Source organism: Neobacillus sp. DY30 (assembly GCF_030123065.1).
In the GTDB taxonomy this organism is placed as follows: domain Bacteria; phylum Bacillota; class Bacilli; order Bacillales; family Cytobacillaceae; genus Neobacillus.
Map to the genome: position 1 here is coordinate 798,866 of NZ_CP126093.1, position 14,223 is coordinate 813,088.

A 14,223-nucleotide genomic window follows, 5' to 3' on the forward strand; every position below is an offset into this window, starting at 1 on the left:
ATGAAAGAAAAAGCGAGACGTGCGCATGATCGTTTTAGCAGGAGGTTTTTATGGAGGAAGATTGGAAGTGGATTCAAGAAGTGTTATCTGGCAATAAGCAAGCCTATGCACACATTATAAATAAATACAAAAACCAGTTATATGCAACCATTTTACGAATGACAAGAAATCCACAGAATGCACAGGACTTAGTACAGGAAGCCTTTATTAAGGTGTATCAACAACTTGGGAAATACGATCATAATGGATCGTTTTCTAATTGGATGTACCGCGTGGCCATTAACCATTGTATGGATGAGTTCCGCAAGAAGAGTTACAAAATGAAACCAGTAGAAATAAAAGAAGAAAAAGTGATAAACCCCAATCATCCAGAGGTCATTTTCTTAAAAAAGGAGAAAAATCGCCAGCTTGAGCGGTTGATTGCATCCTTGCCTGAAGATGAGCGAATGATTATTCTTTTGCGCTATGTAAATGAATTGAGCTATAGCGAAATTAGTGAGTTGAGTGAACTCCCTGTTTCAAGCGTTCGGAATAAACTTCATCGCGCAAAGAAAAAAATGAGAGATTCTGTCAAACGAGAGGGAGGGTATTTTCATGAATTGTCCAACGATAGATAGACTGTCACAATATGTTGATAACCTACTGACGGAACAGGAGCTTGTTGACATCAGCGCTCATTTAGAAAGCTGCAATGATTGCAAGCACATGGTTGAGGAGCTTTACGAAGAACAGAAGTTTTTAATAGAAACCTTACAAACTCCGGCGCTTCCAGATGATTTTGCTTTCAATATTCTTACTAAACTTGATCCTTATGAAAAACAAACGAAAAAGCCTGCTTGGAAACGAAGAATGCTTTTTGCAGCGGGAGTGGTTTTAGCTGTGGGTTTGAGTACCACTCTGCATCCTAGTTTTGCAAGGTGGGTTGGTGGTTTGTTTGCAACCGAACAAGTGGATGAAGGGTTAAGAATAGCTTCAAATGCAGGTATGGCAGAGCGGGTCAATAGTGAAGTGACAGATCAAGGGCTTACATTAAGAGTAGAAGATTTGGTAGCCGATTCTTCCCGGGTGGCACTATCCTATCAAATCGTTAATAAAAAAGGAAAAGTTCGAGATTCCTATATCGAATTAGCGGATTCCAAGAACGAAATCTACGCCAGCGATCAAAATGGAAAAAGACTTGAAGGGGTTGGATTTGGCTGGCAGGACGGAAGTGATTACGGCTTAATTGAATTTTCGCTGCGGGAACAAGAGGATCTAGAGGTAGTTAAGATTACATTTGATTTGGCAGAGTTAGACGGTGTTAAGGGAAATTGGAAGTTAGAGATTCCGGTTGATTTAAAAGAAAGAAATAAATTTACGACCAAACTCTCATTAAATGGCAAGGTAACTATCATGAATGGCGTGAACATTAACATGAAGGAAGTTCGATTTGCTCCTTCCTCTAGTGAATTATTATATGAAACATCCTATTCGAAAGAAGAGCAGGCAAAGTTAGAAGAGAAGATAAGGGATTTGAAAGAGAGAGTTGGTGAGGAAATTGTCAATTCTTTTACGAACTATGGAACGGCCATTCAATACCATATTGAGAACGAGGAAAACAAAGCTGTTTACCATCACAATAGTTTTTTGGAAGGAAAGGGGCACCCGAGTGATTCAGGAGTACTCCAAGGTTCAGGTGCTGATATGGAGAAAATCGGGCAGGTGGCTTGGAATGAATCCTTTATCCCACAAAAGGAGGATGGCAAACTAACATTTGTATTAGATGGCGTCGTGAAAACCGTGCCTAGCGATTTCTCAATAAAAATAAAACCAAAAGAATTAAAGAACCATCCCGTCTCATTTGAATATGAAGGCAATTATCTAACCATTAAGGAAGCAGAGAAGAATCTTAAGTTTTCTCTTCGTAAGTCGTTAAAACCCATTGAAATTGAAAATATCTTTACGATAAAAATGGAGGGCGGCAAGGAAGCTGGCAGTTCTGATCTTGGCTCCTGGGCGTTAGTGGACAATAAAGGAAAGGCCTTCCTTACGTATCATAGCGGATCGATTCTAGATGAAAAAGATGAGAATGACCACTATAAGACAAATTTCAATATTAAGTCCTATGATATCGATGAGGTTCCTGAGGAGTTAACCTTACACCTGCTTTCTGTAACACGTTATGAAAAAGCAGGCAGTAAATGGGAGGTTCCTTTGTATAAGTAAACCTGACACAAATCCAAATACCATTAATGTGAAGACCCTCCCCTTACAGGAGGGTCTCAATTTTTGGGTAAGAATAATCGTGGCAAAGGAGATGATGATGTTTGGAAAATAAATCCGTGAAGCTGCAAATCGTTTGTTGAGTTTTTGTCAATATGTTATTTTGATGACAGCGTGTTTGACAACGTAAAAGCAAATTCGTTGACAAAATGTCATCATATTTATATATTTCTATCAAGGACTTTCAAATTGATTTTAGAAGCTAAACCGTAATCAATATGACAAAATATTCGTAAGGAAGGTAATTATGACGGATAAAAATATAGATAATCAACTTGGGTTTTTTTTGAAAGGATTGTTAAAAGAGCGGTCTATTTCCATGAGAAAGTTGAGCGAGCTCACTGATATCGACATTGCCACTATATCAAGAATAATAAACGGAAAACGCAAAGCGAATCCTGCCCATTTGCAAAAATTCGCCGACTGTTTAGGAGTTCCTATCTCGGAATTGTTTGAACTTACAGGTTTTACAATGGAACACACTAAGACAATACCACCATCCGATATTGGTAAGTCTGTTGAAAGTATTGAACATTTACTTGAAACTACAAAATTAATAGATGATAAGTTTAGTATTGCAAATGTTGAACGGCAATTAGTCCATTTTGAGCACTATGCACAGACAGAGGATGGAAAAGAAAACATCTTTAAAAGTTTTGGAGAAAAGATTAAGAAAATCGGAAGTATTGGTCCATTTATTAGCCAACTTAAGGAAATGTACGAGGATTTTCGCTCGGCAAAGGGGACACCAAGACAACTCGCCTTACTTGGAAGTGCTCTGATCTATTTTATTGTTTCAGTAGATGTGCTGCCTGATTACATTTTTCCTCTCGGTTATATCGATGATGCGATGGCCGTCCACATCGTTACAAATTTATTAACAGCAAAGTAAAAGGATCTATGTAATCAGTTCTAAAAAGGAGTTTTAAATGGAATTGTTTTTCGAGTTTATAAAGTATGCCATTTTAGGAATCGTACAAGGAGTAACAGAGCCATTACCTATTTCATCTAGCGGACATTTGGTTATTTTTCAAAACCTGCTTGGAATGAATTTACAAGGGTTAAATTTTGAAGTCTTCGCTAATTTTGCTTCATTAATTGCCGTTGTCATTATTTTTTGGACAGATATTAAACGACTTTTTTATAATGCCATTCGTTTTCTAGTAAAGGGAGACCGCAGTACGGATGCCAGGAATGATTTTAAATTTGTTTTGTATCTAATCATAGGGACTATTCCGGTTGCCGTAATCGGGATTTTGCTGAAAGATCAAATTGAAGCCTATTTTAAATCACTGTTAACTATTGGAATCACATTAATGGTTACTGGACTTGGTTTATGGATTATTCGTCATCTTCGGGGAGGAAAAGGAGATCACGATGTAAATAGCGTTGAGGCTCTTTTGGTTGGAATGGCTCAAGCCATTGCGTTAATTCCTGGAATTAGCCGTTCTGGAGCTACTTTGATTGCCTGTCTCGGTCTAGGAATGAATCGGGAAACGGCATTACGATTTTCATTTTTGCTTTATATCCCGGTTAGTATTGGTGGTTTAATTTTATCCGCAACGGATCTAGTCAAAGATCCTCAGTTAAATACACTGATTTTTCCATACATTGTTGGTTTTGTTTTTTCACTTATTACTTCGCTTTTTTCATTGAAGTGGTTTATGGGGATTGTCGAGAAGGGAAACTTAGTCTATTTTTCGATTTATTGTTTCATTATAGGAATTGCTGTGATTACAGGCAGCATGATGTAATTAAAAAATAATCAGGGAGGTGCACCATGGGTAGGATGCGTCGTAGGAAAAAGCTTGTTAAATCAAAAAGAATGATCCTGTTTAGCATTATTATAATAATAATTGGTTGCGTGAGTGCTTATGCCGCGTATCAATATCAGCAAGGAGTTTCGCTTGCGGGCAAAGACCGATTTAAAGATGATGAGCAAGCAGCGAAGGCTTTCGAGGGAGCAGATGTGAAGTTTGGAAAAATTAATGTGCTCCTATTGGGAAGTGACACACGTGGTGAAGAACATGCAAGAACGGATACGATCATGATTGCACATTATGACCAAGAGAATCATCAATCGAAATTGATTTCGATTATGAGAGACACTTATGTGAACATACCTGGACACGGGAAGCAAAAAATAAATGCAGCCTATGCATATGGAGGACCTGAGCTTCTTAGAAAAACAATTAAGGAAAACTTTGATGTTGATATAAATTACTATGCTGTGGTTGATTTTGAAGGATTTTCAAAAATTGCCGATATTATTGCTCCAAATGGAATTGAAGTGGATGTTCCTTATGAAATGTCGTATGGGATTGGGACCACTATTGAACCTGGGATACAAACATTAAATGGCGATAAGTTATTAGGGTACGTCCGTTTCAGGCACGATAAACTAAGCGACTTTGGCCGAGTTCAAAGACAGCAAGAGGTCATTGGTAAATTAAAAGATGAGGCAATGAGTATGGGCAATATTTTAAAACTTCCTAAAATATTAGGTGTCGTGGATCCATATATTGATACCAACTTGGACACGCCAACCTTACTATCTTTGGGAAAAGACTTGCTTACAAATCGATCCAATGATTTAAGAACATTGCGGATTCCTGTACAGGACTCTTATACCGATGAACGATTTGGCGGTGTTGGTGCTGTATTAAGTATCAATTTAGATCAAAATAAGTCGGTTCTAGATAAATTTTTAGCTTCATAAATTTACTATTTTGTTAGAGGAGATGAACGTATGTTATCCAATATAGGGGTGCCAGGGTTAATCATCATTCTTGTTGTAGCACTTATTGTTTTCGGTCCAAACAAGCTTCCTGAAGTGGGACGTGCATTTGGGAAAACCATTCGAGAGTTTAAAAAAGCAACTGATGGTATAAGCGATGCAGTAAAGGAAGATATCAAAGAGGTTAAGTCAGATAACCTTAAATAATGATGTGAAACTTAAAATGGGCTTGTGAACTTGCAAGCTAGTACACTTAATATTTACGAACGAATGAAACTTAATTTATGGGGAATCTCATAAAATAAATTAAGGGAAATTTCTTAAGATAAGGGGGAAATAGGCATTGTTTTTTACACCTTGGACCATACTCATACTAATCCATTTGGATTAAGTCTATGGGCACAATTTAAGGTAAAAGGAACGTTTAATAAATACATGAAGGTTTCTGCAGCGTCTGGTTTAACAGGTGCTGAAGCAGCCCGTAAAATGCTTAACGAAAAGGGGTTATATGATGTTCCCATTGAGTCCATTAGCGGGACTTTAACGGATCATTATGATCCCATTTCAAAAGTGGTAAGATTATCAGAACCTGTTTTTCATGGTACTTCTGTTGCAGCGGTATCGGTAGCATGACACGAGATTGGACATGCGATTCAAGATCAAGTGAAATACCCCATGTTAGTTGCAAGGCATAGGTTATTTCCAGTAGTGAATTTTTCCTCTGGGATTGCTCCATTATTGCTTTTAGGAGGTTTCTTTTTTAAGATTCCAGGTTTACTTTTAGTGGGGATTATTGCCTTTAGTGCAGCGGTTGCTTTCCAAATTATTACCCTTCCTGTTGAGTTTAATGCCAGTAAGCGGGCAAAAGATTATATGATAAGCCTTGGTTTGATCAGAAATAATGAAGAACGAGCTGCCCGAAAGGTGTTAGGTGCTGCGGCATTGACCTATGTAGCGGCAACGTTAATGGCCGTCTTACAACTGGCAGAATATATATGGATGTTTAATAATAGTAATGATGAGGATTAAAAATCCGGCACCGTTACAAAAGAAAAATGGTTTACATTCTTATGTAAGCCATTTTTTCGTTCAGTTTGATACCAAGCGGCTGCGGACTAAGTCTTTTAATTTTATCAATTGAATTTTTCAGTAGGTAAACCCGTCATAATAGATGAAAGAAAAATCGGACGTACCATGAGCGTTTTAATAAATTACTGTTGACAAATGTAGAAGATGATCTATAATTAAGGTATCCTTAAATCGAGATATTTTAACTTGAGATACATGGTTTTAAGATTTATGAGGAATGCAAATTTATATGCGTTGACACTAAAAAACACCAGGGGAGTGTTTATAATGGTAACTTTGTATTTATCACCTAGTTGTACTTCATGCCGGAGAGCAAAGGCTTGGTTCGATGAACACCAAATTCCTTATAAGGAGAGAAACATCCTTTCTGAAAAGCTATCAGTTGAGGAGATTAAGGATATTCTTCGTTATACAGAAGATGGCACCGATGAAATTATCTCCACAAAGTCAAAAGCTTTCCAAAAGCTTAATATCAATATCGAATCTCTCTCGCTTAGAGAATTGTATAAACTTATTAATGAGAATCCTGGTGTATTAAAAAAGCCATTAATTCTCGATGAAAAAAGATTGCAGGTAGGATTTAATGAAGAAGAAATACGAAGTTTTTTACCGCGTGACATGCGTCTATTCCAATTGAATGATGTCTATAAATTGGAAGAAGCCCAATAGAAAAATAGATAGCAGCTATTTGTAAGTATGCATTGACAATATCTCGAATTAAAGATATATTAATTAAAGATACTTAGACAGGAGGTTTAGATATGGAAAGGAAATGTACAAACCAGCCTTTTTTATTGCTCATGCAAACTTCAAAAGCCATACAGGAACGGATAAGAGATGAAATGTCCAAACATAATCTAAGTATTACCGAGTTTTCAGTCTTAGAAGTACTTTTCTACCAAGGAAAACAAACTATTCAGCAGATTGGAAGCCGGATCCTGATCTCTAGCGGATCGATGACTTATGTTATTGATAAACTTGAACAAAAAGGAATCATAAAAAGAAATGACTGTAGAGAAGACCGGCGGGTTATTCATATAACCTTAACCGCTGAAGGTATGGACATGATGGAAAATATCATGCCGAAGTATCAAGACTTGGTGGATTCATTTTTTGGAGATTTAACTGGTGAGGAGTCCGAGTTGATAATCAACTTGTTAAAAAAGGTTAGAAACAAAGTGTAAGAATATATTTTTTTGAAATAATATCTCGAAATCGAGATAAAATAATAGGAGGAAAATTAAAATGATGAGTATTGGATTATTAATTATTAGGTTAGTGATTGGGCTGTCATTCATGGCTCACGGGGCACAGAAATTATTTGGCTGGTTTGGCGGTTACGGTTTAAAAGGTACAGGCGGCTGGATGGAATCACTCGGTTTGAAACCAGGTGTGATGATGGCTCTGATGGCTGGTCTGGCAGAATTAATTGGAGGATTATTGTTTACTTTAGGGTTACTTACTCCTCTTGCTGGAATTATGATTGCAGGTACAATGGTTATGGCAATTGTTAAGGTTCACGCTCCAAATGGCTATTGGTCAACACAAAATGGATATGAATATAATTTGACAATCATTGCCGTTGTCTTAGGTTTAGCATTAATCGGACCTGGCCAATATGCATTGGATGCTTTATTATTCTAATGTATCTTGAAATAGAGAATCTTAGTTTAAAATAGTTATCGATAATTTAATTGAAAAAAGACATCATAATAGAAAAGGAGTGTTTCGAAAATGAGTAAGAAAACAATGGGGATTCATCATATTACAGCTATTGTTGGTCATCCACAGGAGAATGTTGATTTTTATGCAGGTGTTTTAGGATTGCGCTTAGTGAAACAAACGGTAAACTTTGATGATCCTGGTACTTATCACCTTTATTTCGGAGATGAAGGAGGAAAACCTGGAACCATCATCACCTTCTTCCCTTGGGCAGGAGCTCGCCAAGGTACAATTGGAGATGGGCAAGTAGGAGTTACCTCATATGTTGTTCCTATGGGTGCCATGGAATTTTGGGAGAAAAGATTGGAAAAGTTTAATATTCCTTTTACAAAAAGTGAAAGATTCGGAGAACACCACTTGCAATTCGATGATCCACATGGCCTTCACCTTGAAATTGTTGAAAGAGAAGAAGGGGAAGTTAACACTTGGAACTTTAGCGGTGTAACACCGGAAGTTGCCATCAAAGGGTTTGGCGGTGCGACTTTATTTTCAGCACAGCCTAATAAAACAGCAGATTTGTTAGAAAACGTTATGGGGCTTGAACTCGTAGGGAAAAAAGGAGATTTTGCCCGTTACCGTTCTTCAGCTGATATCGGTAATGTTATTGACCTAAGATTAACTTCAAATGGACGCGGCCGGATGGGTGTAGGAACCGTACACCACATTGCTTGGCGTGCTATTGATGACCAAGATCAATTGGATTGGCAAAAGTATGTGGCAGCGAATGGTTATGGGGTAACGCCAGTACAGGATCGGAACTATTTCAATGCGATTTATTTTAGAGAACATGGGGAAATCTTATTTGAAATTGCAACAGATCCTCCAGGCTTTGCACATGATGAATCACAGGAAACAATGGGTGAAAAATTAATGCTTCCTGCGCAGTATGAACCACACAGAGAACAAATTCAACGCGGGTTGATTCCATTTAAAGTAAGAGAATTAGACTAATTTTATAAAAAGGAATGATTTCTTTGCTTTCAATTGATCCAGCCTCATTGTCCGAAAGAGAAAATTATAAATTTCTAATCGGGAGTATTATTCCAAGACCAATCGCGTTTGTTACCACGCTATCGAAAGATGGAGTTTTAAATGGTGCACCTTTTAGTTATTTTAATATTGTTTCTTCAAATCCCCCGATGATTTCGTTATCGATTCAGCGAAGAGAGGGGCAGGCAAAGGATACGGCTAGAAATATTCTGTCGTCAAAAGAATTTGTAGTTCACATTGTTGATGAACAGAATGTAGAAAAAATTAACCAAACAGCAGCAAGTCTTCCTCCTGATGAGAGTGAAATAGAGTTAGCTCATTTAACACCAGTAGAAAGTGTAAAAGTTTCAGTACCAGGTGTAAAAGAGGCCAAAATTCGAATGGAATGTTCTTTGGAGCATTCCCTTGAATTAGGTGGTTTGGATTCAACAGGGTGTGATCTAATTATTGGGAGAATTATTCAGTTTCATATTGAAAATGACATATATGAAAAAGGAAGAATTGATCCTATAGGCTTAGCAGCTGTAAGCCGCTTGGCTGGAAATAATTATGCTAGAATCGGTGAGATATTTGAAATCGAAAGACCTAAATAACCTATGTGATCACTTTTTATGGAATCCCAATTCCTTCTTAGTCACATCATAATATCCCATTTAGGAAAGGGAGAGAAATATATGCAGAAGACAGCGGGTATCCATCATATCACGGCAATGGTCAATGATGCTCAAAGGAATATCGACTTTTATGCTGGTGTCCTTGGGTTAAGGTTGATTAAAAAAACAATCAACTTTGATCGTCCTGAAGTGTATCACCTCTATTTTGGAAATGAAAAGGGTGAGCCGGGAACGGTTATTACCTTCTTTCCTTGGGAAAAGCAGTTAAAAGGGCGAATTGGAAAAGGGCAGGTTGGAGTAACGAGTTACATGATCCCAATGGGGAGTCTTTCTTTTTGGGTGAATCGATTGAAGAAGTTCAACATTGAAACACATGTCTCCAATCGCTTTGGGGAAAAGTATCTAAAATTTCATGACCCAGATGGCTTGCTGCTAGAACTTGTGGAAAGAGAGGAAGGGCCGACTAATTCTTGGAGCTTTGGCAGTATTCAAGCAGAAACTGCCATTAAAGGGTTTAGCGGTGCCACTCTATACTCTGCTCAGCCACATAAAACAACAGAAGTGCTAGAACATGTTTTGGGATTAGAATGTATTGGCCAAGAAGGTGATTTTCTAAGATTTAAGACAGATGGACTTATTGGAAACACTGTTGATATACAGCTGAATCCAACTGTCCGGGGTTTAATGGGTGCAGGGACTGTTCACCATATAGCTTGGAGAGCAAAGGATGAAGTGGAGTTACTAGGATGGAGATCACTTCTCCAAGACAAAGGTTACTATCCAACAGAAATTCGTGATCGAAACTATTTTAAAGCACTGTATTTTCATGAAGAAGGGGGCATCCTCTTCGAAATCGCAACCGACCCGCCAGGCTTTTCAGTGGATGAACGGGTCGCTGAACTTGGGGAAAAACTTATGCTGCCATCTTGGCTAGAATCAAAACGAAAAGAATTAGAAGAGACCTTATCGCCTGTAGCGGTTCGAGTTCTGGAGGGAGATAAATAATGAAACATATATTCAATAAGGGAAAAAATCCAACAAAGCCAACCTTTCTTATGCTGCATGGTACTGGAGGCAATGAACTAGACCTGCTGCCACTAGCAGGAATGATTGATGATGAGGCAAATGTATTAAGTGTCCGCGGGAATGTATTAGAAAATGGAATGCCTCGGTTTTTCCGCAGATTAGCAGAAGGTATCTTTGATGAGGAAGATCTAATTTATCGAACAAAAGAATTGAACGAGTTTCTAGATGAAGCAGCTGAAAAGTATGATTTTGACCGCGATAATATCCTTGCAATCGGCTACTCAAATGGGGCAAATATTGCGGGGAGTTTATTATTTCACTATCAACATGCATTAAAGGGAGCGATTCTTCATCATCCGATGGTGCCGCGAAAAGGAATTGACCTTCCTGATTTAACAGGGAAATCTGTATTTATTGCGGCAGGGACAAATGATCCAATTTGTTCACCTATGGAATCTAAAGAGCTTCAGTCTTTATTAGAAAAGGCAAATGCCAAGGTAGAACTTCATTGGGAAAATAGAGGCCACCAACTAACGAGAGAAGAAGTAGAAGCAGCTGCGGCTTGGTATCGACAACATTTTATTAGTAAATAAAATAACTTAAAGGGAAACTACAAAAATGGTAATAAATAAAATTTCATTCATGGAAGCAAGCTATAATCATTGATTTTTCAAAGGGCACAAAAGAGCGGCTTAGTAGTGAATGATAATTTTAAAACAAAGAAATAATAGGAGGTGTTACTAATGGGTTTCTTGTCTAGATTATTTGGGAATACACCTGATAAGGAGGAAAAAAGAATGACAAATGTAAAATTGGCAGTAATTTTTTACAGTATGGGTGGCACAAATTATCAATTAGCAAAGTGGGCTGAAGAAGGAGCAAAAGAAGCTGGTGCTGAGGTTAAAGTATTAAAAGTACAAGAATTAGCTCCTGATTCTATTATTGAGAGAAATGAAGTATGGAAAAACACAGTAGAAGCAACAAAAAATGTTCCAATTGCAACAGGAGACGATATTGAATGGGCAGACGCAATCATCTTTAGTGTTCCGACTCGATTTGGAAACATGCCTTCACAAATGAAGCAATTCCTTGATATTCAAGGAGGACTTTGGGCAACAGGTAAAACTGTCAACAAAGTAGTCAGCGCCATGACCTCTGCACAAAATCCGCATGGCGGTCAAGAAGCAACACTTCTTTCATTATATACATCCATGATGCATTGGGGTGCCATTATTGCTGCTCCTGGTTATACGGATCCTGTTACATTTGGAGCTGGCGGTAACCCATATGGAACAAGTGTTACTGTTGGTCAAGATGGAAAAATGATTGATGATGTTCAAGCTGCTGTAAAACACCAAGCAAAGCGTACAGTTACCGTTGCTGAGTGGGTAAAAAAGGCGAACCAATAAAATCTTTATTAATTAAAAAAGCTAATTGGAGCCTTCCGATTAGTTTTTTTAATTACATAGAAAATAATTTTAAACTCGAAGGAATAGTAAATAATACCTAAAGAAATAATAGGTAGGATGTCACTGTCACGAAATTTTTCTGTCGAAGGAGTTATTGTATGGAAAAGAAACTGTTGAATTTACTCACATCTTTGTGCTTTGTTTTCCTCCCATTCTTATTTAAAGGTCCAAAAATGAGAGAAAATCTTGTTATTTTTTTCTCAAAGGGAGTTCTTGCTTACCTAATAGACGCTTATGTTATTGGTACTAAAAGAGTAGAATATCCAGTCCGTCCTTTTCCAAAGATTTTTAGGACTAACATCATTTATACATTATTATTTTTTCCACTTTTAAGTGTGATTTGGGTTAAGCTCTCTTATAACGATAAGGTTAGTAAAATCCTATTGAAAAGTTTCATATTTAGTGTGCCCATGAGTATCGGTCAATGGTACTTTGAAAAAAACACAAAATTATTTAAATGGAAAAAGTGGACGCCTTTTCATACTTTTGCAAGTGTAAATTTTACTTTGTTTACTATAAGAGGTTTAGTTGGGCTTTTGAAGAAAATAGATAAGTTAAAGGGAGCATAAGTGACCTTAATTAATATTAAATTAAAGTTTTACAGAGAGCTGAATACCAATGATGCAATTTTTTTAAATTGGTCAGGAGGGTGCAATTCTAAATGCAACCCGACATTCAGCTCGGTACTGTTTCTAATTGATCAACCCATAGTATCGTTAGTAAATTCGGCAGTGTGGACATTTCATTATGAATCTGAATATATTTATTACACTTTACAGTCGCTATACACTCAATAAAAGAATGTTGGTCTTCAATCAATACTTTATAACTGCCTACATTCGGCAGCGAATAATTCGGCAGTAAACCTTTCTTTTGACAATACTTTGTTTTATAAAAGCCCCCCAATAGACTCGGTAGTTCACTTAGCTTTCGTTCATTTAAGTACTTTCTAATCAAAGTCGAACTAATTTTTTGATTATTACACTTTAACTCTTCGACAACAGTAAGGCCTACTTGCTGTTTAGCTGCATAAACTACCAGTGTTTTAGCTGTGCCTCTTGCTTTTGCTCCATATGTGTAGTCGAAACCGCAAATAATTTCCGCAGCATTCAAACCAATTATATAATCATCTAAAAAATCAGTCGCTTCTACTTTAGCTAATTCCTTTGTAAACTCTACGATATAAAAAATGTCTACTCCAAGCCTTTCTAACTTTTCTACTTTTTGTTCTAGCGGCTCTAGATATGAGACGTCAATGTCCGGAAATAAAACACTTTTTGGATGCGGGAAAAAAGAGAGGACCGCTAGTGATAAATTTTGTGCTTTTGCTTTTTCTTTAGCTGTTTGAATTACTTTTTGATGCCCTAAATGCACACCATCAAAATATCCAAGCGCCATCGCTGCCTTGGGAGCTGATTGTTTAATCTCTTGTAAGTTATTAGCATTCACATAAATTACCTTCATTGTGATTATCTCCTTTTTCTTTCCGGATCCAATAATTCTTACTATGAAGCTTTTATTTTTTCACCGCTTCCTTCAAAATAGTAGCGTTTACCTTCCCGAGTATACCGAAGTCAACTTCAAATTCATCGCCTGTTTCAAAGGTAACGGCTTTTGATAGGGCCCCTGATAAAACAAACATGCCCGGATCGATAGAAATGCCATATGCACTCAATTCATTAGCCAGCCAGACAACCGCATTGAGTGGGTTGCCTAACACGGCCGAACTCGTTGCTTCGTCTAGAAATTCACCATTTTTCTTCACAATCATGGGGATATTTGTAATGTCCTCAATATCTTTAAGCAGTGTGTGCTTTTTACCTAAGATGGCACCTGCTGAAGAACCGTTGTCTGCTACTGTATCTTCGAATTTTATTTTCCAATTTGCAATACGGCTATCGATTACTTCTACTGCTGGTACAACATAAGCAGTGGCATCGATTACATCTTGCGGTGTCACTTTTGGTCCTCTTAACTCTTTATTGAAAACAAATGCAATCTCAAACTCTACCTTTGGTTGAATAAAGGACTCAGCGGTTAAACCATCTGCCTCGTCATATACCATCGTATCTAAAATAAAGCCGTAGTCTGGTGTATATACATTCAACATTTCTTGAATCGCTTTACTTGTTAGACCAATTTTTAGCCCTTTTACTGCCGCCCCGGAGTCAATCTTTTGACGGATTTGTGCTAATTGCACTGCATAGGCATCAGCAACTGTAATATTTTCATAGGTTTCAGTTAGTGGCACAATTGGCTGCTTTGTACGTTCTGCTTCAAGCAATGCTTCAACCATAATATTAATATTCATAGA

General features: G+C 37.5%; 17 protein-coding genes and 1 pseudogene. 16 read left to right on the top strand and 2 right to left on the bottom strand.

Translation table 11 applies throughout. The features are described from left to right. Window positions 1–50 precede the first annotated feature (50 nt). The 16 genes and pseudogenes from QNH29_RS03720 (at window position 51) to QNH29_RS03795 (ending at window position 12,478) form a co-directional block, all read left to right on the top strand. Complete coding sequence (locus QNH29_RS03720) at window positions 51–617, top strand: RNA polymerase sigma factor (RefSeq protein ID WP_283863507.1); 567 nt, start codon at window positions 51–53, stop codon at window positions 615–617. Continuing rightward, window positions 595–2,205: an anti-sigma factor family protein gene (locus QNH29_RS03725; RefSeq protein WP_283863508.1), complete on the top strand. Its 1,611-nt coding sequence runs from the start codon at window positions 595–597 to the stop codon at window positions 2,203–2,205. Before QNH29_RS03720 ends, QNH29_RS03725 begins: the two co-directional genes overlap by 23 nt. Before the next feature lie 304 nt (window positions 2,206–2,509). After that, the gene (locus QNH29_RS03730) at window positions 2,510–3,154 is read left to right on the top strand and encodes a helix-turn-helix domain-containing protein (RefSeq protein WP_283863509.1); all 645 of its coding nucleotides are present in this window, start codon (window positions 2,510–2,512) and stop codon (window positions 3,152–3,154) included. A 37-nt stretch (window positions 3,155–3,191) separates the two neighbouring features. Further along, complete coding sequence (locus tag QNH29_RS03735) at window positions 3,192–4,016, top strand: undecaprenyl-diphosphate phosphatase (protein WP_283863510.1); 825 nt, start codon at window positions 3,192–3,194, stop codon at window positions 4,014–4,016. Between the two features lie 71 nt (window positions 4,017–4,087). Next, the gene (locus QNH29_RS03740; protein ID WP_481858815.1) at window positions 4,088–4,981 is read left to right on the top strand and encodes an LCP family protein; all 894 of its coding nucleotides are present in this window, start codon (window positions 4,088–4,090) and stop codon (window positions 4,979–4,981) included. A 30-nt stretch (window positions 4,982–5,011) separates the two neighbouring features. Beyond that, on the top strand, window positions 5,012–5,206 hold the full coding sequence (locus tag QNH29_RS03745; protein WP_283863512.1) for a twin-arginine translocase TatA/TatE family subunit: 195 nt from the start codon (window positions 5,012–5,014) through the stop codon (window positions 5,204–5,206). A gap of 136 nt (window positions 5,207–5,342) precedes the next feature. Then, a pseudogene (locus tag QNH29_RS03750) lies at window positions 5,343–6,028 on the top strand (zinc metallopeptidase). Between the two features lie 327 nt (window positions 6,029–6,355). Continuing rightward, entirely contained in the window at window positions 6,356–6,757 is a 402-nt protein-coding gene (gene spxA, locus QNH29_RS03755; protein ID WP_283863513.1) for a transcriptional regulator SpxA, read from the top strand. A 92-nt stretch (window positions 6,758–6,849) separates the two neighbouring features. Continuing rightward, on the top strand, window positions 6,850–7,272 hold the full coding sequence (locus QNH29_RS03760) for a MarR family winged helix-turn-helix transcriptional regulator (protein WP_283863514.1): 423 nt from the start codon (window positions 6,850–6,852) through the stop codon (window positions 7,270–7,272). 61 nt (window positions 7,273–7,333) lie between these two features. After that, a complete protein-coding gene (locus QNH29_RS03765; protein WP_283863515.1) occupies window positions 7,334–7,732 on the top strand; it encodes a DoxX family protein in 399 nt (132 codons plus the stop codon). Window positions 7,733–7,822: 90 nt separating this feature from the next. Next, the gene (locus QNH29_RS03770) at window positions 7,823–8,761 is read left to right on the top strand and encodes a ring-cleaving dioxygenase (protein ID WP_283863516.1); all 939 of its coding nucleotides are present in this window, start codon (window positions 7,823–7,825) and stop codon (window positions 8,759–8,761) included. Between the two features lie 23 nt (window positions 8,762–8,784). Beyond that, the gene (locus QNH29_RS03775) at window positions 8,785–9,393 is read left to right on the top strand and encodes a flavin reductase family protein (protein ID WP_283863517.1); all 609 of its coding nucleotides are present in this window, start codon (window positions 8,785–8,787) and stop codon (window positions 9,391–9,393) included. 81 nt (window positions 9,394–9,474) lie between these two features. Beyond that, window positions 9,475–10,419 (top strand): ring-cleaving dioxygenase, encoded by a 945-nt coding sequence (locus QNH29_RS03780; RefSeq protein WP_283863518.1) that lies wholly within the window; start codon window positions 9,475–9,477, stop codon window positions 10,417–10,419. After that, on the top strand, window positions 10,419–11,033 hold the full coding sequence (locus QNH29_RS03785) for an alpha/beta hydrolase (protein WP_283863519.1): 615 nt from the start codon (window positions 10,419–10,421) through the stop codon (window positions 11,031–11,033). Before QNH29_RS03780 ends, QNH29_RS03785 begins: the two co-directional genes overlap by 1 nt. Before the next feature lie 204 nt (window positions 11,034–11,237). Beyond that, the gene (gene wrbA / locus QNH29_RS03790; protein ID WP_283863520.1) at window positions 11,238–11,849 is read left to right on the top strand and encodes an NAD(P)H:quinone oxidoreductase; all 612 of its coding nucleotides are present in this window, start codon (window positions 11,238–11,240) and stop codon (window positions 11,847–11,849) included. 158 nt (window positions 11,850–12,007) lie between these two features. Then, entirely contained in the window at window positions 12,008–12,478 is a 471-nt protein-coding gene (locus tag QNH29_RS03795) for a CBO0543 family protein (RefSeq protein WP_283863521.1), read from the top strand. Between the two features lie 106 nt (window positions 12,479–12,584). On the opposite strand, the gene QNH29_RS03800 is transcribed toward QNH29_RS03795, so the two are convergent. Then, window positions 12,585–13,373 (bottom strand): FAD synthetase family protein, encoded by a 789-nt coding sequence (locus QNH29_RS03800; RefSeq protein ID WP_283863522.1) that lies wholly within the window; start codon window positions 13,371–13,373, stop codon window positions 12,585–12,587. 52 nt (window positions 13,374–13,425) lie between these two features. Then, on the bottom strand, window positions 13,426–14,220 hold the full coding sequence (locus QNH29_RS03805) for a 2-keto-4-pentenoate hydratase (protein WP_283863523.1): 795 nt from the start codon (window positions 14,218–14,220) through the stop codon (window positions 13,426–13,428). Between the last annotated feature and the right edge of the window lie 3 nt (window positions 14,221–14,223).